This is a genomic window from Kitasatospora sp. NPDC048540 (assembly GCF_040651175.1).
Taxonomy (GTDB): Bacteria; Actinomycetota; Actinomycetes; order Streptomycetales; family Streptomycetaceae; genus Kitasatospora.
In genome coordinates, this window is sequence record NZ_JBEZIR010000161.1 from 1 (window position 1) to 17,316 (window position 17,316).

The 17,316-nt window shown below is 74.8% G+C and carries 13 protein-coding genes and 2 pseudogenes; 5 read left to right on the plus strand and 10 right to left on the minus strand.

Translation table 11 applies throughout. The features are described 5' to 3' along the window. Window positions 1–80: 80 nt before the first annotated feature. The 6 genes from AB0D08_RS36470 to AB0D08_RS36495 all read right to left on the minus strand — a co-directional run bounded on the left by AB0D08_RS36470 (window position 81) and on the right by AB0D08_RS36495 (window position 5,363). Window positions 81–260 (minus strand): hypothetical protein, encoded by a 180-nt coding sequence (locus tag AB0D08_RS36470; protein ID WP_359894609.1) that lies wholly within the window; start codon window positions 258–260, stop codon window positions 81–83. 43 nt (window positions 261–303) lie between these two features. After that, window positions 304–1,029: a sigma-70 family RNA polymerase sigma factor gene (locus tag AB0D08_RS36475; RefSeq protein WP_359894611.1), complete on the minus strand. Its 726-nt coding sequence runs from the start codon at window positions 1,027–1,029 to the stop codon at window positions 304–306. Window positions 1,030–1,158: 129 nt separating this feature from the next. Further along, window positions 1,159–2,019, minus strand: a complete 861-nt coding sequence (locus AB0D08_RS36480) for an LPXTG cell wall anchor domain-containing protein (protein WP_359894612.1) — start codon at window positions 2,017–2,019, stop codon at window positions 1,159–1,161. Window positions 2,020–2,319: 300 nt separating this feature from the next. Then, window positions 2,320–3,027: a hypothetical protein gene (locus AB0D08_RS36485; RefSeq protein WP_359894614.1), complete on the minus strand. Its 708-nt coding sequence runs from the start codon at window positions 3,025–3,027 to the stop codon at window positions 2,320–2,322. Between the two features lie 24 nt (window positions 3,028–3,051). Further along, window positions 3,052–4,809, minus strand: a complete 1,758-nt coding sequence (locus AB0D08_RS36490; RefSeq protein WP_359894615.1) for a hypothetical protein — start codon at window positions 4,807–4,809, stop codon at window positions 3,052–3,054. Between the two features lie 338 nt (window positions 4,810–5,147). Then, window positions 5,148–5,363 carry a hypothetical protein gene (locus tag AB0D08_RS36495; protein WP_033821493.1) on the minus strand — a complete coding sequence of 72 codons (216 nt, stop codon included), beginning with the start codon at window positions 5,361–5,363 and terminating at the stop codon, window positions 5,148–5,150. Window positions 5,364–6,077: 714 nt separating this feature from the next. Between AB0D08_RS36495 and AB0D08_RS36500 the strand changes: the two are divergent. Then, a pseudogene (locus AB0D08_RS36500) lies at window positions 6,078–6,254 on the plus strand (hypothetical protein); the annotation flags it as partial. 346 nt (window positions 6,255–6,600) lie between these two features. Further along, window positions 6,601–7,107: a hypothetical protein gene (locus AB0D08_RS36505; RefSeq protein ID WP_359894617.1), complete on the plus strand. Its 507-nt coding sequence runs from the start codon at window positions 6,601–6,603 to the stop codon at window positions 7,105–7,107. Window positions 7,108–7,474: 367 nt separating this feature from the next. On the opposite strand, the gene AB0D08_RS36510 is transcribed toward AB0D08_RS36505, so the two are convergent. Then, on the minus strand, window positions 7,475–8,284 hold the full coding sequence (locus AB0D08_RS36510) for an ABC transporter permease subunit (protein ID WP_359894619.1): 810 nt from the start codon (window positions 8,282–8,284) through the stop codon (window positions 7,475–7,477). Window positions 8,285–8,386: 102 nt separating this feature from the next. After that, window positions 8,387–9,292: pseudogene (locus AB0D08_RS36515) on the minus strand (ABC transporter ATP-binding protein); the annotation flags it as partial. Window positions 9,293–9,780: 488 nt separating this feature from the next. Between AB0D08_RS36515 and AB0D08_RS36520 the strand changes: the two are divergent. Both AB0D08_RS36520 and AB0D08_RS36525 read left to right on the plus strand, forming a co-directional pair. Further along, complete coding sequence (locus AB0D08_RS36520) at window positions 9,781–10,944, plus strand: 4-hydroxybenzoate 3-monooxygenase (RefSeq protein WP_359894629.1); 1,164 nt, start codon at window positions 9,781–9,783, stop codon at window positions 10,942–10,944. A gap of 60 nt (window positions 10,945–11,004) precedes the next feature. Next, complete coding sequence (locus tag AB0D08_RS36525) at window positions 11,005–12,738, plus strand: methyltransferase (RefSeq protein WP_359894621.1); 1,734 nt, start codon at window positions 11,005–11,007, stop codon at window positions 12,736–12,738. Between the two features lie 24 nt (window positions 12,739–12,762). Here AB0D08_RS36525 and AB0D08_RS36530 read toward each other — a convergent pair whose 3' ends face one another. Both AB0D08_RS36530 and AB0D08_RS36535 read right to left on the minus strand, forming a co-directional pair. Then, window positions 12,763–13,473: a response regulator transcription factor gene (locus tag AB0D08_RS36530; RefSeq protein WP_359894623.1), complete on the minus strand. Its 711-nt coding sequence runs from the start codon at window positions 13,471–13,473 to the stop codon at window positions 12,763–12,765. Then, window positions 13,470–14,756 carry a sensor histidine kinase gene (locus AB0D08_RS36535; RefSeq protein ID WP_359894625.1) on the minus strand — a complete coding sequence of 429 codons (1,287 nt, stop codon included), beginning with the start codon at window positions 14,754–14,756 and terminating at the stop codon, window positions 13,470–13,472. Before AB0D08_RS36535 ends, AB0D08_RS36530 begins: the two co-directional genes overlap by 4 nt. Window positions 14,757–15,059: 303 nt before the next feature. Between AB0D08_RS36535 and AB0D08_RS36540 the strand changes: the two genes are divergently transcribed. After that, window positions 15,060–17,316: MMPL family transporter (locus AB0D08_RS36540; protein WP_359894627.1), on the plus strand; the 2,257-nt coding region annotated here is incomplete at its 3' end.

Sequence of the window (17,316 nt, forward strand, 5' to 3'; positions counted from 1 at the left end):
CGCCCCGCCCCCCCGCTCGCGTGTGGGGGGGGCCCCGCGGCCGTGCGGGCGCCGGTCCGCGGTGCGGCTGCGGCCGCCGTTCAGAGGTAGCCGTCGTCCGTCCAGTCGGCCATCCGCATCCGGGCCCACCAGGAGAGGAACGCGGCGAACCGCCCGGTGGGGCCGTCCGCCGCCGTCTCCGGCGGCGGCAGCGACGGCCGCGCGGCGGGGGCGTCGTGTTCGGGCGTTCCCGGCGGGGGGCCGGCGTGGCCGGGTTCCATGGCGCGGTCCTCCTCGGCCGGCTGGTTCCGGGATCACCTCCGGTCACCTCCTCCCGATCGCGGCGACGGCCTCGCGGCGGACGCCGTAGTCCTCGCCGATCTGCGCGCAGACCTTCTTCATCGCCCGGTAGTGCAGCGTCTTCACGGCGCCCGCGGACCGTCCCATCAGCCGGGCCGTCTCGCTGACCGACAGGTCGGCGATCAGGCGCAGCCGGACGCACTCGCGCTGAGGCGGCGTCAGGCCCTCGAGGACCACGTCGAGTGCGTCCCGGAAGATCCGCACCAGGGCCTCGTCCTCCGCGCTGGGCGACAGCCGGCGGCGGCGCGCATCGGCGTCGAGGCGGTTGCGGGACATCACCACGGACCTGGCGTGGTCGATCGCCAGATTGCGGGCGATCGTCAGTACCCAGGCCTCGAAGGCGTGGCCCTGCCAGCTGAAGGTCCCGATCCGGCAGAGGATCCGCAGGAAGGTCTCGCTGGTCAGGTCCTCGACGGCCAGGGGATCGCGGATCCGGCGGGCGAGGTAGCGGCTGACCAGTGGCGAGTAGAGGCGGTAGAGCCGGGCAAACGCCTCCTCCTCGCCGGACTTGGCCCGGCTGACCAGGTCCTCCACCTGGCTCCGGCCGCCGGCGGTCGCCGACGGGCCGGCCGGCGGCCGGTGCCGGGCACCGGCCGGCGGGGCGCCCCGGGTCCGGGCGGTCACCGCGCCTTCGGGCTGTGCGGTGCCGGCGGTGCGCGGCGACGGGACGGCTACGTGCAGGGCGTTCACGGGTGTCCTTCGGCGGGTGGTCGGGCGGTCGGCGGCCGGGCGGTCAGCGGCCGGGCGGGGGCCGGAGGGCGGTCGTACGCTGCTCTCCGGCCCCCGACCCGGTGGTCCGGGACCCGGGGCGTAGCAGGGTCAGGAGCGGTGCCGTCCGGCGTCCCGGCGCCGGCGGAGCGCGGTGAGCGATGCCGCTCCGGCGAGGAGGAAGGCGATACCGACGCTGATCAGCACCGGGCTCGCGCCTCCGCCGGTGGACGCCAGCGACACCGTGTCGGTGGGCCGGCTTCCGGGCTGTTCGGTGCTGGGGGCGGCGCCGCTCGGGGACGCCGATGCGGAGGGCCCGGACGCGGATGGCGTCGGCCCGGTGGGTGTGGCGGTGGGCGACGAGGTCGGCCGGGGGGACGCGCTCGGGGAGCCGTCGGCGCTGGACGAGGGGCCGGGCGTGGGGTGTCCGACGCAGAGGGACTTCGGCCCGCCGGTGATGAGGTGGCGGGTGGCCGCGTCACGTCCGCCGTCCGACCCCGCGGGGGTCCAGTACGCGACGGGGGTGAAGTCGAGCGTGCCGTCCGCCAGGTCCGGGGGAAGTGCCAGTTCGAGTTCGAGCGTCCGCGTGGTGCCCGCCGGTACGAGGACCGGGTCGGCGCCGTCCGGCCGCCCGGCGCCGCCCGGCCGGTACCGCAGCGTCATCCGGTCGGCGGGGGTGCCCTGCTGGTCCGGGGCGCTCCGGAGGGCGGGGTAGAAGAGCAGGTCGGTGTCGGTGGGGTTCTGCAGTTCCGCCGAGAACCGGGCGCTGCCCCCGGCCGCGACGGTCGGTGGGACGTCCGTGACGGTCAGCCGGGGTGCCGGGGTGGCCGCTCCGGGCTCGTGACGGGCGGACGGTCGGGCGGCGGAACGGGCGGCGCCGCCCGGATCGAGGGCCGCCGCCGGGGCGCCGCTGCCCAGTGCGGTGGCGGTGGCGAGTGTGAGGGCGGCCGTAACCGCGCTGATCCGGCGCATGGGTGTGGTCCTCGCTGAGTGGGCACGGCAGGGCGTAGCTGCGTGCGGGAAGTGGTGGGGCGGGCTGCCGGGCCCGGCGTGCGTGCCGGGAGCCGGGCGGCGGGGAGGGGGAGACGGCCGGGCCGGACTGCTCGCCCGGGATGCGCGGGCCGCGCCGGTGGCGGTCACTGCGGCGGGTGTCCGCGGGGGTCGCCCGCTGCCAGATCAGCGGGCGAACGGCTCCGGTTCGGTGGGCGCCGCGGGCGTCGGGGCGGTCGGGGTCCTCAGCCCTGATGCGCCCGAACGGGGGGCCAGGGCAGCTCAGTTGGCGCCGGGCCAGCCGTCGAGCGTCCGGTTGAGCGTGACCTTGGGCCGGGCCGGCGCCGCGGCCGCCTTGAGGCCCGGGGACGCGGGCTGCGCCGCGGCCGCCTCGTCGAGGATGGTGATGACCTGCTGGACCAGGCCGTCCACGGTCGCCTTGAGCGTCTGCGGCGACTGGTTGCGGGCGGCGCGCAGCGCCGTCTCGACGTCCCGCAGCCGGCGCAGGGCGTCCGGCCCGAGCGTGATCGGCTCGGGGGTGTCCAGGACGAACTGGTAGGCGCCGGCGAGGGTCTGACAGCCGGTGCAGTGGTTGTTGCTCGCCTTGCTGACGTTGGTCGTGTGGAGCCGGCTGTGGTCGCCGCCCATGGTGATGATCTGGAACGAGAGCGCGGTGGAGCTGCAGTGCAGGTTCCCGTCGCAGAACCGGGACGAGGCGAGCGCGCGGTTGTCCGCCCCCGCGCCGACCAGGTCCCCGTACTGGCGGACCTCGAACGCGACCTGGAAGTCGTGGGGGCGGATCGGGCTGGCGGTGCTGATCGCGCTCGCGGTGTCGACCCGCACCGCCGAGCCGGTCCGGGCGGTTCCGGGCGCGGCGGAGGCGACCACCGGGGTGCCCGCGACCAGGACGGCGGCGGCCGTGGTGAGCAGGCCGGTCCGCAGCAGCGGTGCGAGGCGGCGGGTGGGTGCGCGGTGGCGCTGTTGGGACATGGGAGTTCCTCCTGAGGGCCGGTGTCAGCCGTTGGACGGGCTCGGTACGGGGGTTCCGGGCGTGCCGGATGGACTGGGGGGTGAGGCGGACGGGTCCGCGCTCGGCGAGGCCGGGGCCGACACCGTCGGCTGCGGCGACGTCGGCTGCGGCGATGTCGGGCGCGGCGTGGTGGGGCCGGGCGAGGACGCGGAGGTGGCGGGGGCGGGCGTCGCGCGGGTGGCGGACGGGGAGGCCCCCGGGGGCTGCGGCGTGCCGGGGTCGGCGGGCGGGCCCGGCAGCGGCGGGACGGCGGCCACGGACGGCTTCGGGGACTGCGGCCGCCCGGAGTGCGAGGGCTTCACCGTGGGCAGCCCGGCCTCGTACGGCTGGGCGGGCGGCCGGTTCACGGGGACGTTCGGCTGCAGCGCCGGCACGACGGGGGGCCGCGGCGGGAGCGGTTCGGGCGTCATGCCGTACACCCAGGCGACCGCGAGGGCGGACGCCGCACCGAGCCCTGCCAGCGTCACCAGCCGGGCCCTCCTCCCGCCGGAACGCGCGTTGCGCCGCACCGCCCGGAGGCCGCGGGCGCTCAGCCGCAGCACCAGGTAGACCAGTCCGAGGGACGGCAGCAGCAGCATGACGCAGCCGATCGCCCCGAGCAGGAAGCTCGCCGCGGCGCCTTCGGCGAGCGCCCGGTAGGTGCCTGCGAGCTGGTCGGTGAGGGACCGGACGCTGGTGGAGAGGAGCCGGGGGAGGTTCCACAGGGCGTAGGCGATCTCGCCGACGAGCAGCGGGACCATGGTGACCACCCAGCCCGTCACGATGATCCGCGACGAGCGTTTCATTCCGGCGATCTCCGGGGGCACCGGACGGCCGGGGACCATGCTCCGCAGAATCGGGCCGACCTTGCCGAAGAGGTCGGGCACGCCCGCCAGGTCGGCCAGGATGTAGTAACCGTCGAGGCGCAGCGCCGGCAGCAGCTGTTCGAGGATCTCGTAATGCGTCAGGTACACGGCCGTCAGGAAGAATTCCTGCCCGGTGCCGAAATAGGCGGCGAAGAGAATCATCATGAAGACGACGTTGAAGTAGACGCCGCCGAGATCGGTCCGTAGTCGTCCGCCGCGTTTGAGCCGGTAGACGTCGGTGACGTCGGTGTACATCGCCGGCCATACCAGGTAGATGCCGCAGCCGATACAGCCGGGACTTCCACCGCTGTAGCGGCAGCCCGAGGCGTGGCCGAATTCGTGGAACACCGTCGACAGCACGGTGAGGGCGAATACCAGCAGCAGGAGAACGGGCTGCTCGAGGGTGTGCAGGACGGGCTCCATCGCCCCGTGGAGGGCGAAGAGCCAGTAGTCCGCGGCGGCGGCGGACAGCAGGACGAGCGCGACGGCGGGTGGCCGGTGGAGCCAGGAGAACGCGGCGGCCACCGCGGCCACCGTGGGCCGGCGCAGCAGGACCCGGTGGAACTTGAGGGTGAGGAGGAGGTCGGTCGCCGGGAGGTCCACCGGTGTCGCCGGGCCGTGCCCGGTGGCGGTGATGCCCAGCGGGTCGAGCTTCTCCTCGACGAGGTAGGCGATGTTCCCGGTGCTGACCTCGTTGCCGAACCGGCCGCTCACGTGGTGGGCGATCGCCTCGTGGGAGCGTGACCCGTCGATCGCGCACACCACCAGGTAGAGCAGCCGGCTGAGCTGGATCACCTGGCCGTCGGGCCGTCTGACCAGGTAGCGGGGTTCGGTGAACCCGGAGTCCTGGTACTCGCCGAGGAGTTCGGTGCCGGCCGGGAGCCGCGGCGGTGGCACTGCGGCGGGTTCTGGCACTGCGGCGGCGGGCGGGGGCCGGCGGTGCCGGGCCGGTGAGGGGCTGCGGGCGGGTGAGGGGCTGCGGGTGGGGGGCGGTCGGCCGCCGGGGCCGCTTCCGTGGTCGGTCACGTTACCTTCCTGGCTGACCGTCGTTGACCTGGAAGAAGGCGTTCCCGGCGACGATTCTGGCGTCGCCGGGAACGCTCATCCATCCGGGAGGGTCAGGTCACGGCCGGGTTCGCCGTCCGGTCGGCCGCCGGTCTCGGCGCCCTGCCGGGACGGTTCTGCCGCCGCCCGCGCCTCCCGCAGATGTCACCGGGTGGTACTGTCGGCCGGTGTCACTGGCTGATGTTGATGACCTGCTTCGCCTCGGAGTTCGCCAGCGAGTCACGGGAGTGGTCGTTGACCGCGAGCGAGTTGTTCTCGGCGTGCACCGTCGCGGTGTGCTTGGTGACGGTGGTGGTCTTGTGCAGGTTGAAGCTGAAGCGGCTCAGCGCCTCGCGCTTCGGGAGCAGCTCGGCGGTCTCGGACTGGAGCTGCGACAGGTTGATCATTTCTATTCTCTTCCTTCGTGGCATTCAGGATGAGGCCGATTCGCTGGCGCGTTACCGGCCCCGCCAGGCGGCTGCCTGACGGGGCGAGACATTACGAGAAGGCCGCGACGGAATGCAAGGAACCGGCTACGCTGCGTAGTCAATTCCCGCGATCGAGCCCTCGATATGCGCCGGAATTCGACACCGGGACGCAGTTGAATCGAGTCGACAGGCCTTTCGAACGCGCGCTTCTTCGTATCCGAGGCATTTCCCGGCAGGGAACTTCGGGAACATCACCCGGTCGGAGCAGGGCTCGAGCGGGCATTCGACCGGACGGCCCTCGCATTCGGGCCGTTTCGAATACCTCTCCCCCGCCGGGGTGATAGCGTGCTCACCCTCGCGCGGCGCTGCGGGCGCCACCGGCGGCCCGACCGGCCGCGGTCCGGGGCGTCCCCGTGCGCTGAACAACGACCGGTCGGCGCCGAGGACACTGGCGGCGCCCGGGAATCCGACGGCGCCTCACGACCCGGCCGCGGGCGTCAACGCCCGTCGCGGCACCACAGGTCGCCGCACCACATGTCGCGGCGCTGGAGCCCGTCCGACAAATGATCACTTGGTGGGTTCTCGGAGCCGGCGGATGAGTGAGGCGAGGACGAGGCCTGCGCGGTAGCGGGTGGCGCGTTCGTCGAAGCGGGCGGGCCCGACCTCGCCGCTGGGCGGACAGCGACCGCGAGCAGCGTGGACGACCAGCACGTGGCCGGGAACGTCAACGACGGGAGCCGGGCCGGCTACCCGTGGAGCGGCAACGGCGTGCTCCCGCAGTGGGTCCAGGCGGACCTGGGCAGTGCGGCCACGATGGACCAGGTGGCGCTCAAGCTGCCGACCGACCGGGGAGCCGCGGCGAGACACTGACGGCGCCCGACTCGACGGACAGCGGTGCCTTCTCGCCGCTCGCAGCCTCGGCGACCTGGCCTTCGACCCGGCCTCCGGCGGAACGCAGTACCTCAGATGGCGGCCCCATCAGAACCCGGCATGGCCTTCGAGTGAATCTCATCAGCGTTCGGGTGAGGGCCGCGACCGCCCGGACGGCTCAGCCTGGCGGAGTTCATGGGCGACCGGTTCGCTTACGTCCCAAGGGGAAGCGGTCCATCGGCCGCCCTCCGAAGTGACAGGTGCCGGCACCGCGCGGGCCGGCTCCGACGTGCTCAACTACCGCCCAGAAGCGGGCAGCAGGCCCGACGTGTCCGAGGAGGACTCCATGCTCCATGCCCTGCGCACCAAGCGCACGCTCGCCCTCGTCCTGGCCGGGGCCGCGCTCGGCGCAGCCGCCGCGATGAGCGCTCCGGCCCTGGCGGACGGTCAGAACCCGGACAGCGCGCAGCGCACGGGCCGGGCCGTATCGATCCCGTGGCTCACCGTCAAGGCCGGCGACTACACCACCCCCCAGGGCAGCGCATCGCAGGAGTTGGGCAACTCCTTCGGCACCCGGGCGGCGTTCAACGACCAGTGGAACGAGAAGCCCCTCGGCACGCTCTACTCCACCTGCAGCAAGGTCGAGGCCGGCCCCGACCAGCTGCTCTGCAGCAGCGTCGTCAAGTACAGCCCGGACAACCTGGTCACCCTGTCCGTGGTCGTGCCCGCCGACGAAGCGGCTGCCAAGGAGTTCATCGGCACTGTCACCGGTGGCACGGGCGTCTACCAGGGGGTCACCGGTGCTGCCGTCTTCGAGCTCAAGGACGGCAACTACCAGGTGACCTTCCCCTGAGCCGCTGACTCTGCTGCCGCCTGGGTAGCTCCTGCACCCGTCGGCGGTCCCAGTGCGGACGGCCCGTCGGGCCGCCGGGTGGTGGTCGGGGACCGCGTCCAGCTCGATGCCGTGCTCCAGCAGCGCCTTCACCGAGCAGCGCACCGTGCTGAACCCGCCCACGGAGTCGTTGACCCAACGCACCCCCTCGTCGCCGGTGCCCGTGGAGCCGGTCCCGGCGACCTCGCCGAAGGTGATGTCCGCCGAGCGGGGGGTGCAGGTCAGCTCGACACTGGTCGGCCGGTCCCAAGGGCGGGCCGGCCACGCCCCGGCCTCACTCGCCCTCCGGCTCCGCGAACCCGCCAGGTGACCATCTGTCAGGCACGCTCTACACGTCGCGGCGCGAGACCGCCGCGTAGGCGGCCGCCAGGAGTGCGGCCGTCAGCGCCGCCAGGAAGCCGAGCTGCTGCCAGCCGTTCACCTCCGGGTCCAGCCCGTTGCCGAACAGCGAGGCCGAGATGCTCACCGGGGAGTAGGTGATCAGGAACCGGCCCACGGTTTCCCCGGCGAAGAGCCCGACGATGGTCGGCAGCAGGACGAAGCCGATCATCGCGCTGATGGCGCCCGCGCTGTGCCGCAGCAGGGCGCCGACGGCCAGCGCCATCAGTCCGATGACGGCCAGGTAGAGGCCGCCGCCGAGGACGGTGCGCAGGACCGCGTCGGCGGGCTGGGCACCGGCCCGGCCGCCGAGCACGGCGAGCGCGACGAGGGTGAAGGTGCCGATCGCCGCGGTGCCGAGGGCCAGCGCGAGGGCGGAGAAGACCAGTGCCTTGGCGGTGAGGATCCGGGCGCGCCGCGGGCAGGCGGTCAGTGTGCTGCGGATCATCCCGGTGCCGTACTCGGAGCTGATGGTGAGGACACCGAGCGTGATGACGGGGATCTGGCCGACCATGAACCCGCCGAGGCCGAGGCCGAGGATGTCGTCGCCGGGACGGGTGTTGTCCTGGGAGAACGCGACGGCCAGCGCCCCGACGCCGGCGACCAGGACGAACATCACGCCCAGGGACCAGACCGTGGACCGCAGACTGCGGATCTTCGTCCACTCGGAGGCGAGGGCGTGGCCGAGGCGGGCGGGCCGTATCGGGACGGGGGAGGTGAACCGCGGGGCCGCGGGGGCGGGGTGGGTGGTGCTGGACACGGGTCAGACCTCGCTCGGGTGACGGTGGTGGTGGGAGTGGGGGTCGGCGGCCGGGCCTTCGCCGGCGTCGGGGCCGGCGGGCGGGGGCGTCCACGCCGGGCCCGAGCGGTACTCCACCGAGTGCTGGGTCAGCCGCATGTACGCCTCCTCCAACGAGGCGTGGTGCGGCGACAGTTCGTACAGCCGGACGCCGTGCAGGTGCGCCAGGTCGCTGATCCGGGGCAGGTCGAGGCCGGTGACCTTGAGGGCGCCGTCCCGCTCCGGCTCGGTACCCGCGCCCGCGTCGGCCAGCGCCCGGGCGAGCAGGTCCCGCCCGGCGGCGTCGGGGGTGCGGACCCGGGCGTAGCCGGCCGAGTGGTGGGCGATGAAGTCCCCGACGGGCATGTCCGCGAGGAGCCGGCCCTGGCCGATCACGATCAGGTGGTCTGCGGTGATCGCCATCTCGCTCATCAGGTGCGAGGAGACGAACACCGTCCGGCCCTCGGCCGCCAGGGCGCGCATCAGGGTGCGGACCCAGTGGATGCCCTCCGGGTCGAGGCCGTTGACGGGTTCGTCGAAGAGCAGCACCTCGGGATCGCCGAGCAGCGCGGCGGCGATGCCGAGCCGCTGGCCCATGCCCAGCGAGAAGCCCTTGGTGCGGCGCCGGGCCACCTCCGTCAGGCCGACGATGTCCAGCACCTCCGCCACCCGCCGCCGTGGCACGCCCGCCAACTGGGCGATGCAGAGCAGGTGGTGGTACGCGTCGCGGCCGCCGTGCACCGCGCGCGCGTCGAGCAGGGCGCCGACCGTGCGGGCGGCGTTCGGCAGTTCGCGGTACGGCTGCCCGTCGATGGTGACGGTTCCCGAGGTCGGCGTGTCCAGGCCCAGGATCATCCGCATGGTGGTCGACTTGCCGGACCCGTTCGGTCCGAGGAAGCCGGTGACGACCCCGGGCCGGACCTGGAAGGACAGTTGGTCGACGGCGGTGGTGGAGCCGTACCGTTTGGTGAGGCCGCGCGCCTCGATCATGTAGGACGTCCTTGCTGTGTCGATGTGGTCCGCGGGTGCCCGGGTAGGGGGTGGTACGGGCTCCTGCGGGGCCCGTACCGGTGCGTAGGGGCCCGTCCGCGAAGGACGATCATGGCGACGCGGCGGTTGCACCGGCCAGCCCGGCACCGGTGGGCCGGGGCCCGGCGTCCCGCACCCGGCCGCGTCAACTCCGGTCCGTGGCGTCATCCTTCGGAGTAGGACGCCGGGCGGCACCGTTCGGAGGGTGGCGCGGTCACCGGCCGCGGGCCGGCGCATCGTGGTCGTACGATCCCCTCCCCCGGCGGCTGCGCCCGGCATCGGCCCCGCCGCCGGGCCGGCGCGCCGGGCCTGCGGCAGGGGCGCCCGCCGGCTCCTCCCGGCGCGCGCGTACGGGTGAACACCGGGGCTCGCGCCGGCCGACCACTGCCTATGATCCACTTCTTGTGACGGAGAGTCAGATCGATCAAGCTGCAGTCGACACCACCGAGGTGGTGATCCTGGGGGCCGGACCGGCCGGGCTGGTGCTCGGCAACCTGCTGCAGGCCGCCGGGGTCGGGTGCGTGGTGCTGGAACGCGCCGGCCGGGAGCAGCTCCGGGCCCGGCAGCGGGCCGGGTTCCTCGCCGCGAACACGGTGCGGATCCTGGAGCGGCACGGCCTCGCCGACGGCCTGCACCGGCGTGGACGCACCCACGCCACCTGCGAGTTCCGCACCGAGGACGGCCGGTTCCGGCTGCACTACGGCGCGCTGGGCAGCGGGGAGGCGCACACCGTCCATCCGCAGCACCTGCTGGTGGACGATCTGTTGACGGTCTATCAGGCCAGGGGCGGCCAGGTGCGTTTCGGCACCGAGGCGGTGGCCGTGCAGGGGATGGACGGCACCAGGCCCACCGTCACCGTGCGCGACGCCGATGGGCGACCGGGCCACTGGCGGGGCCGGTACGTCGCCGGTTGCGACGGCCGGCACGGCGCCGCCCGGCGCTCCCTGCCCCCGGGCGCGGTCCGCCGCCACCACCTGGACCACGGTGTCTCCTGGCTCGGGCTGCTCGCCGAGGCGCCGCCGAGTCTGGACGCCGTCGCCTACGCGGTGCACGGGCGGGGCTTCGCCGGGCACATGGCGCGGACCCCCGAACTCACCCGCTACTACCTGCAGTGCGAGCACGGCAGTTCGCCCGGCGACCGCACCGACGAGCAGATCTGGGACGAACTGGCGCTGCGGATGCGCGCCGCGGAGTTCGGGCCGCTGCGCCGGGGCCGCTTCGTCGACCGCTCGGTGGTCCAGCTGGAGTCCGACGTCCTCGAACCCCTGTGCCACGGCGCGCTCTTCCTGGCCGGCGACGCCGCGAGCCTGATCAGCCCGTCCGCGGCCAAGGGCGCCAACCTCGCGGTGCTGGAGGCCGAGCTCCTCGGCCTGGCCCTGGTCGACGACCTGCGGCACGGCGCCCCGGAGGGGCTGGCCCGGTACTCGGCCCGGTGCCTGGACCACATCTGGCGCGCGCAGGAGTTCTCGCGCTGGATGGTCCGGCTGCTGCACGCGGCCCCGGCCGCGGACGACCCGCCGTTCCAGGAGCGGCTGCGCCGTTCCCGTCTCGCCTCGCTGCGCACCTCGCGCAGCTGCCAGGACTGGTTCGCCGAACAGTACGTCGGCGTCTGACACCCGTTCCGTCCGCACACCGAAACCCCGAACCCTCGAACCCCCTTGGAGGAGACCGCGATGACCGCGCCGAGCCCGACGGCCGCCAGCACGCTCCCGGACGCCGCCCGCTTACGCGAGACGGTCGACTTCGTCCGGGAGCAGGACGCCGCCGCCCTGTTGCCGCTGCTGCTGCCCGGTCTGGACGCCGTGGAGCTGCAGGCCCTGGTGGACCGCTGCCGCTTCTCGCACGCCGCGCTGCTGGTCTTCCCGTCGGACCCGCAGGAGCTGCGGGGCCTGCTGGCCGGCTGCGGGCTGGCCGGGGACGTGCCACCGCGGCCCAGCGTGGTGGTCCGTGACCGGCTGGCCGCGCGGCACCGTCGCGATGCCGCCGGGCTCGAGGTGCACATCCTGCGCCCGCCCGTGACCGGGAGGGACGGGGAGCGGCGGACGGTGGAGCTGTTCACGCTGGTCGTGCCGCCGGGCTCGGAGCTCGCCGACGTCGCCGAGCACGAACGCGCCCGGGAGCACGAGGCGCACCTGGCCTTCGAGGTCGAACGGCCGGACCCGCTGCTCCTGCGCGGCATGTGCGCGCTGTTCGCCCGGCACGGTGCGGTGGCCGACGGCGGCGGGTACAACCCGCACGAGGACGGCACGGTGTTCTACTTCACCGCGCCCGCCGGGGCGAAGGCCGGGTACCGGCGGATGGAGCTGTACGCGCCAGGTGACCACCGGGACGTCCTCGCCGCCCACCTGGTGGAGCACCGCGCCCGCCGGTCTGCCGAAACGCTCCTGCGCCTGATGACCGGGGCGTGGACCACGCAGGCGCTGGCCGTCTTCGCCGAGTTGCGGGTGCCCGACGCGATGGCCCCGGAGACGGTCACCGACGCCGGGACGCTGGCGCGGGCCGTCGGCGCGGACCCGGAGAGCCTGACGACGCTGCTGCGCTACCTCGCGATGCTGGGCGTGGTGGCGGGCGAGCGGGACGGCTTCCGGCTCACCGGGCTCGGCGCGCTGCTGCGGGCCGACGCCCCGGAGTCGATGCGGCCGCTGGCGCTCATGTACGGCGGCCCGTTCTACCGGTCGTTCGGCGCGCTCGGGCACACGGTACGGACCGGGGAGGCCGCGTTCGACCACCTCTTCGGCGAGAACCACTTCGACCACTTCGCCCGCCACCCCGAACTCGCGGACATGTTCGACCGGGCGATGGCGGCCGGCGCCCGGATGTTCGAGCCGCTCGCCGCCCACCCGGTCATCACGGCCGCGGCGGAACGGCCCGGGCCCGCCACCGTCGTCGACGTCGCGGGCGGCAACGGGGCCCTGCTCGGCCGGATCCTCACCGCACACCCGCGGCTGCACGGTGTCCTGCTCGAACGTCCGCACGTCGTCGAGGCCGCCCGCCGGTCGCTCGACGCCGCCGGGGTCGGCGGGCGCTGCACCTACCGGGCGGGCGACTTCGCGGCCGTGCCGCCCGGCGGCGACGTGTACGTCCTGTCCCGGATCCTGCACGACTGGGACGACGAGCGGTGCCGCGAGATCCTTCGGCACTGCGCCCGGGCCATGCCCGCCGGGGCCGATCTGCTGGTCGTCGAGCGGGTGCTGCCCGCCGACGACTCGGTGTCGCTCGCGACCGCCTGGGACCTCCACATGCGGTGCAACGTCGGTGGCCGTGAACGCCGCGCCGACCACTACGGCCGGCTGCTCGCCGACGCGGGGCTCGCCCTCGTGGGCTGCGCGCCGCTGCCGCTGGAGGGCAGCGTGCTGCACGCGCGCAAGGCCGGCCCGGTGCCCGCGCCGACACGGCCCGGCCGGTAGCCGGCGCCGCCGCCCCGGCCCCGGCTACCGGCCCGGGCGGGGCACGGCGGCCGTCGAACCGGCGGTGACCAGCCCCGATTCATAGGCGGCGATGACCGCCTGGGCCCGGTCGCGGACCGCCAGTTTGTCGAAGATGCCGGTGATGTGGTTCTTGACCGTGGAGGCGCTGATGTCCAGCGCGCGGGCGATCCCGGCGTTGTCCAGGCCGGTGGCCATCAGCCGCCACACCTCGACCTCGCGGGGCGTGAGTCCGTCCACGCCGGTGAGGACGGGCGGCGCGCCGCGGGGCGCCCGGACGTAGGTGGAGATCAGCCGGGTCAGCAGGCGCGGTGCGACGACGGCCTCCCCGGCGTGGACGGTGCGGATCGCCGCGCCGAGCTCCTCCGGGGAGCTGTCCTTGGGCAGGAAGCCGTACGCCCCGGCCCGCAGGGCGCCGACCACGTACTCGTCGAGGTCGAAGGTGCTCAGGGCCAGGACCCGGCAGCCCGGCACGGCCTCGGCCAGCTGTTCGGTCGCGGCGACGCCGTCCAGCACGGGCATCCGGATGTCCATCACCACGACGTCGGGCCGCAGTCGGCGGGCGAGGGCGACGGCCTGCGCACCGTCCCCGGCCTCGCCCACCACCTCGAAGGCCGGGTCGGGCGAGAGGATCAGTGACAGGCCGCGCCGCACCAGCGGCTGGTCGTCGGCGATCAGCACCCTGATCCCCGGTGGTGTCGTCCCGGTCGCGCTCACCGGCGGGCCCCTTCGTACTCGACGTCGTCCTCGACGGCCGCTTCGGCCGTCTCCTCGGCGCCGACCGGCAGTTCGGCCGTCACGGCGAATCCCCCGCCGGGCCGCGGGCCGGCGCGAAGGGTGCCGCCGTGCAGGGCGACCCGCTCGCGCATCCCGATCAGGCCGTACCCGCCGGGGCCGCTCGCCGTCCCGTCCTGCGCGGGTGCGCCGCCGCCGTCGTCCTGCACCTCGACGGTGACGTGGTCCGCGCGGTAGGTCAGCCGGACGCGGGTGGGAGCGCCGCCCGCGTACTTACGGGCGTTGGTAAGGGCCTCCTGGACGATCCGGAACACCGTGAGGCCGACGGTCGGCGGCAGCGGGCGCGGCGGCCCGTCGACGGTGAGCCCGGTCGGCAGTCCGGCCCGCCGGGATTCGGCCACCAGCCGGCCGAGGTCGTCGGCGCCGGGCTGCGGCCGCGCGGGTTCGGTCTCCGGTTCGTCGCCCGCCCGCAGCACGTCGAGGAGTTGGCGCATCTCGCGCAGCGCGAGCCGCCCGGAGGACTCCAGGGTGACGAGGGCCTCGCGGACCACCTCCGGCCGCGCGAGATTGGCCCTGGCCCCGCCCGCCATCAGCTGCATGGTGGTGATGTGGTGGGCCACGATGTCGTGCAACTCCCGGGCGATGCGGCGGCGTTCGTCGGCGACGGCGCGGTCGGCGAGGAGCCTGCGGTTGGCGGCCACCTCCCGCTGCCAGCGGTTCACCGCCAGCGCGGCACCCACCACGAGCAGGGTGGACAGCGGCGTGGACACGGCGAGCTGCCAGGACGGCGTCCGCCCGGCGCACTGGCTCGCCAGCGTCACCGCGGCCGTCGCGGCGGCGGCGACCGCCGTCACCCCGCCGGGGCGGGCCCGGGCGACCGCGTACAGCGCGACGACCAGGACGGCACCGAAGTGGGTGGGCAGCGGTACGGTCAGGGTGGCCGCCGCGTCCAGCGCCACCACGGCGGCGAGCGCCGCCACCGGGTGGCTGCGCCTGGCGAGCAGCGGCACGGCCGCCAGGCCGACGAGGAGGAAGCCCGTCACGCTCACTTCGGGCCGGCCACCGGGGTCGGCGAAGAACACGTAGCTCAGCAGGTTGAGCGCGCAGGCCCCGGCGGTCACCAGCGGGTCGCTGCGCGACCACGACGCCTCGGCGGCGTCCCCGTCCGGCTGCGGCCGGAGGTCACCGGGCGTGCCGTGCGCGCCGCCGGAGGGGTCCGCTCCCCCGGTGTCCGGCCCTCCGGCCGTGGTCTGTCTCCCGGCCATGGCCGTGCCCCCTCGTCGCGTCGGCTCGTCGTGTCGGCGGGCCCGTCCGGGTCCCGTCCCCGGGACAGGGTTGCACATCGGCCGAGGTCGCAGCGGTGACGGCGGAGGTTCGCAGCCGTTCGGCGGGGGTCGGGCCGGGGTCGGACCAGGAGCAGGGTCCTGGTCCGGCGCGGGGGGAGGACCCAGGGCCCCGGTCCGGATCATCCGCTGCCCCGACGCCCGCCGGCCACCCGCGGTGATGGTCTGGGAACCGGCCGGGAACCCCTGGCCGGCCCGCTCCCGACACCGTCCGCCGGAGGACACGTGATCCGCGCCCTGACCCGATATTCGACCCGGCACCCCTGGAAGGTCATCGCCCTGTGGGCGGTGCTGGGTGTCGCGCTGGCCGGCCTGGCCCCGATGCTGATCGCCCGCGTCACCGAACACCAGACCGGGAACTTCCTGCCCCGCGGCTACGACTCGGCCGCCGCGCTGCGGATCGCCGAGGAGCGGTTCGGGGTGGATCCCGATGCCACCACGGTGACGGTGCTGGTCGCCCGCTCCGACGGCCGGGCGCTGGGCGCGGCCGACCGGACGGCGATCGAGGCCGGGGCCGCGGAGCTGGCGCGGCGCCGGGTGGTGATGCCCCGTGCGGACGACCAGCCGAGCTTCCTGGTCCCGGACCGCTCCCAGACGCCCCGGGTGGTACCGGCGATGACGGCGCCCGACCTGAGCTTCGGACTGCTCTCGGTCCAGCTGGCCGGCAGTCCCGCCGATCCGGGTGTCCAGGGCGTCTACCGGACGTTCCGGGACGGCGCCCGGGCGTACTTCGCCGAGGCGGGGATGCGCACCGGGTTCACCGGTCCGCTCGCCGACACGGTCGACCGCGCCGACGACAACCGGACCGCCACCATCGTCGGCGGCGCCCTGGTGACCGGGTTGATCGTGCTGCTGAACGTACTGGTGTTCCGCAGCGTGCTGGCCGCCGTACTGCCGTTGCTCGCGGTCGCGATGATCGGCGGGGTCGCGGGCGCCGCCGTCGCGGGCGCCGCCGTGCTGACCGGGCGCAAGCTGGACCCGGGCACCCCGGGGCTGATCAACGTGGTCCTGCTCGGCATCGGCATCGACTACCTGCTGTTCCTGCTGTTCCGCTTCCGCGAGCAGCTGCGCGCCCGGCCCGAGCAGCCCGCCCGGGAGGCCGCCGCACAGGTCGCGCGGCGGGTGGGCACCGCGATCACCTCCGCCGCGCTGACCATCGTGGCCGCGTTCGCCACCCTCGGTCTGGCGACCTTCGGGCAGTTCCGCTCGCTGGGGCCCGCCATCGCCGTCGCGGTGCTGGTGATGCTGCTCGGCAGCCTCACCCTGTTCCCCGCGCTGCTCGCGGCGGCCGGGCGCAAGATGTTCTGGCCGTCCCGCTCCCTGCACCGGGAGGTCCGCGACGGCCGGGCCGCCCGCCTCGGCGCGCTGGTCACCCGCCGGCCGGTGGCCGCGGTGGCCGCCTCGCTCGCCCTGCTCGGCGTGCTCACGGCCGGGTTGACAGGTATCCGGATGGACTACGGCCAGGGCGGCTCCGGCGGGCGGACCGCCGCGGCGGCGACCGCCGCCGAGATCGCCCGCTCGCTGCCGGCCGGGGTGTCGGACCCGACCAGTGTCCTGCTCACCGCCACCGACGGCGCCGAGCTGACCGCCGCCCGGCTCGACGGCCTGTCCCGGGCGCTGCGCGAGGTCGATGGGGTGGGCCAGGTCGCCCCGGCCGTGCTGAACGGGGATCACCGGGCCGCCCGGATCGACCTCTACCCGACCGTCGACCCGCAGAGCCAGCAGGCCCGGGACCTGGTCACCGGGCCGATCCGGGCCGTGGTCGCCCGGCACACGCCCGCCGGGACGGCCGGTCACGTGGGCGGGACGGCGGCGGTCCTCGCCGACGTGTCGACGGCCGTCGACCACGACCTGGCCGTCGTCCTCCCGGTCGCGGCCGCACTGATCGGGCTGATCCTGCTGCTGCTCCTGCGCAGCCTGCTCGCGCCGGTGGTGCTGCTGCTGTCCGTCGGGCTCGGCTTCGCCGCCACCCTGGGGGCGGCCACCCTGCTGTTCCAGCACGCCCTGGGCGGGCCGGGGGTGAGCTTCACCCTGCCGCTGGTGCTGTTCCTGTTCGTGGTGGCGCTGGGCACGGACTACAACATCCTGATCACCGACCGGATCCGGGAGGAGATGCGGCGACCGGGTCCGGCCCGCGCGGCGGTGGCCAGGGCCGTCCGCCATACGGCGCCGGCGGTCGCGACGGCCGGGCTGGTGCTGGCCGGGTCGTTCGCCACGCTCGCCACCAACCCCGGCAGTGAGCAGGTCGCGTTCGCGATGGCGCTCGGCATCCTGCTCTCGGCGCTGGTCCTGTCGCTGGTGCTGGTCCCGGCGCTGGCCGCGCTGCTCGGCCGGGGCCTGTGGTGGCCGGTCCGCCCGCGGCCCGCGGTGGGCGCCGATCCGGCGGGGCGTACGGCCGCGTCGAGGCCGAGGAGCGCAAGCGCCAGGAGGCCGAGGCGGCCGCGCAGGCCGAACTCCAGCGCCGGCGCGAACTGCAGCGGGA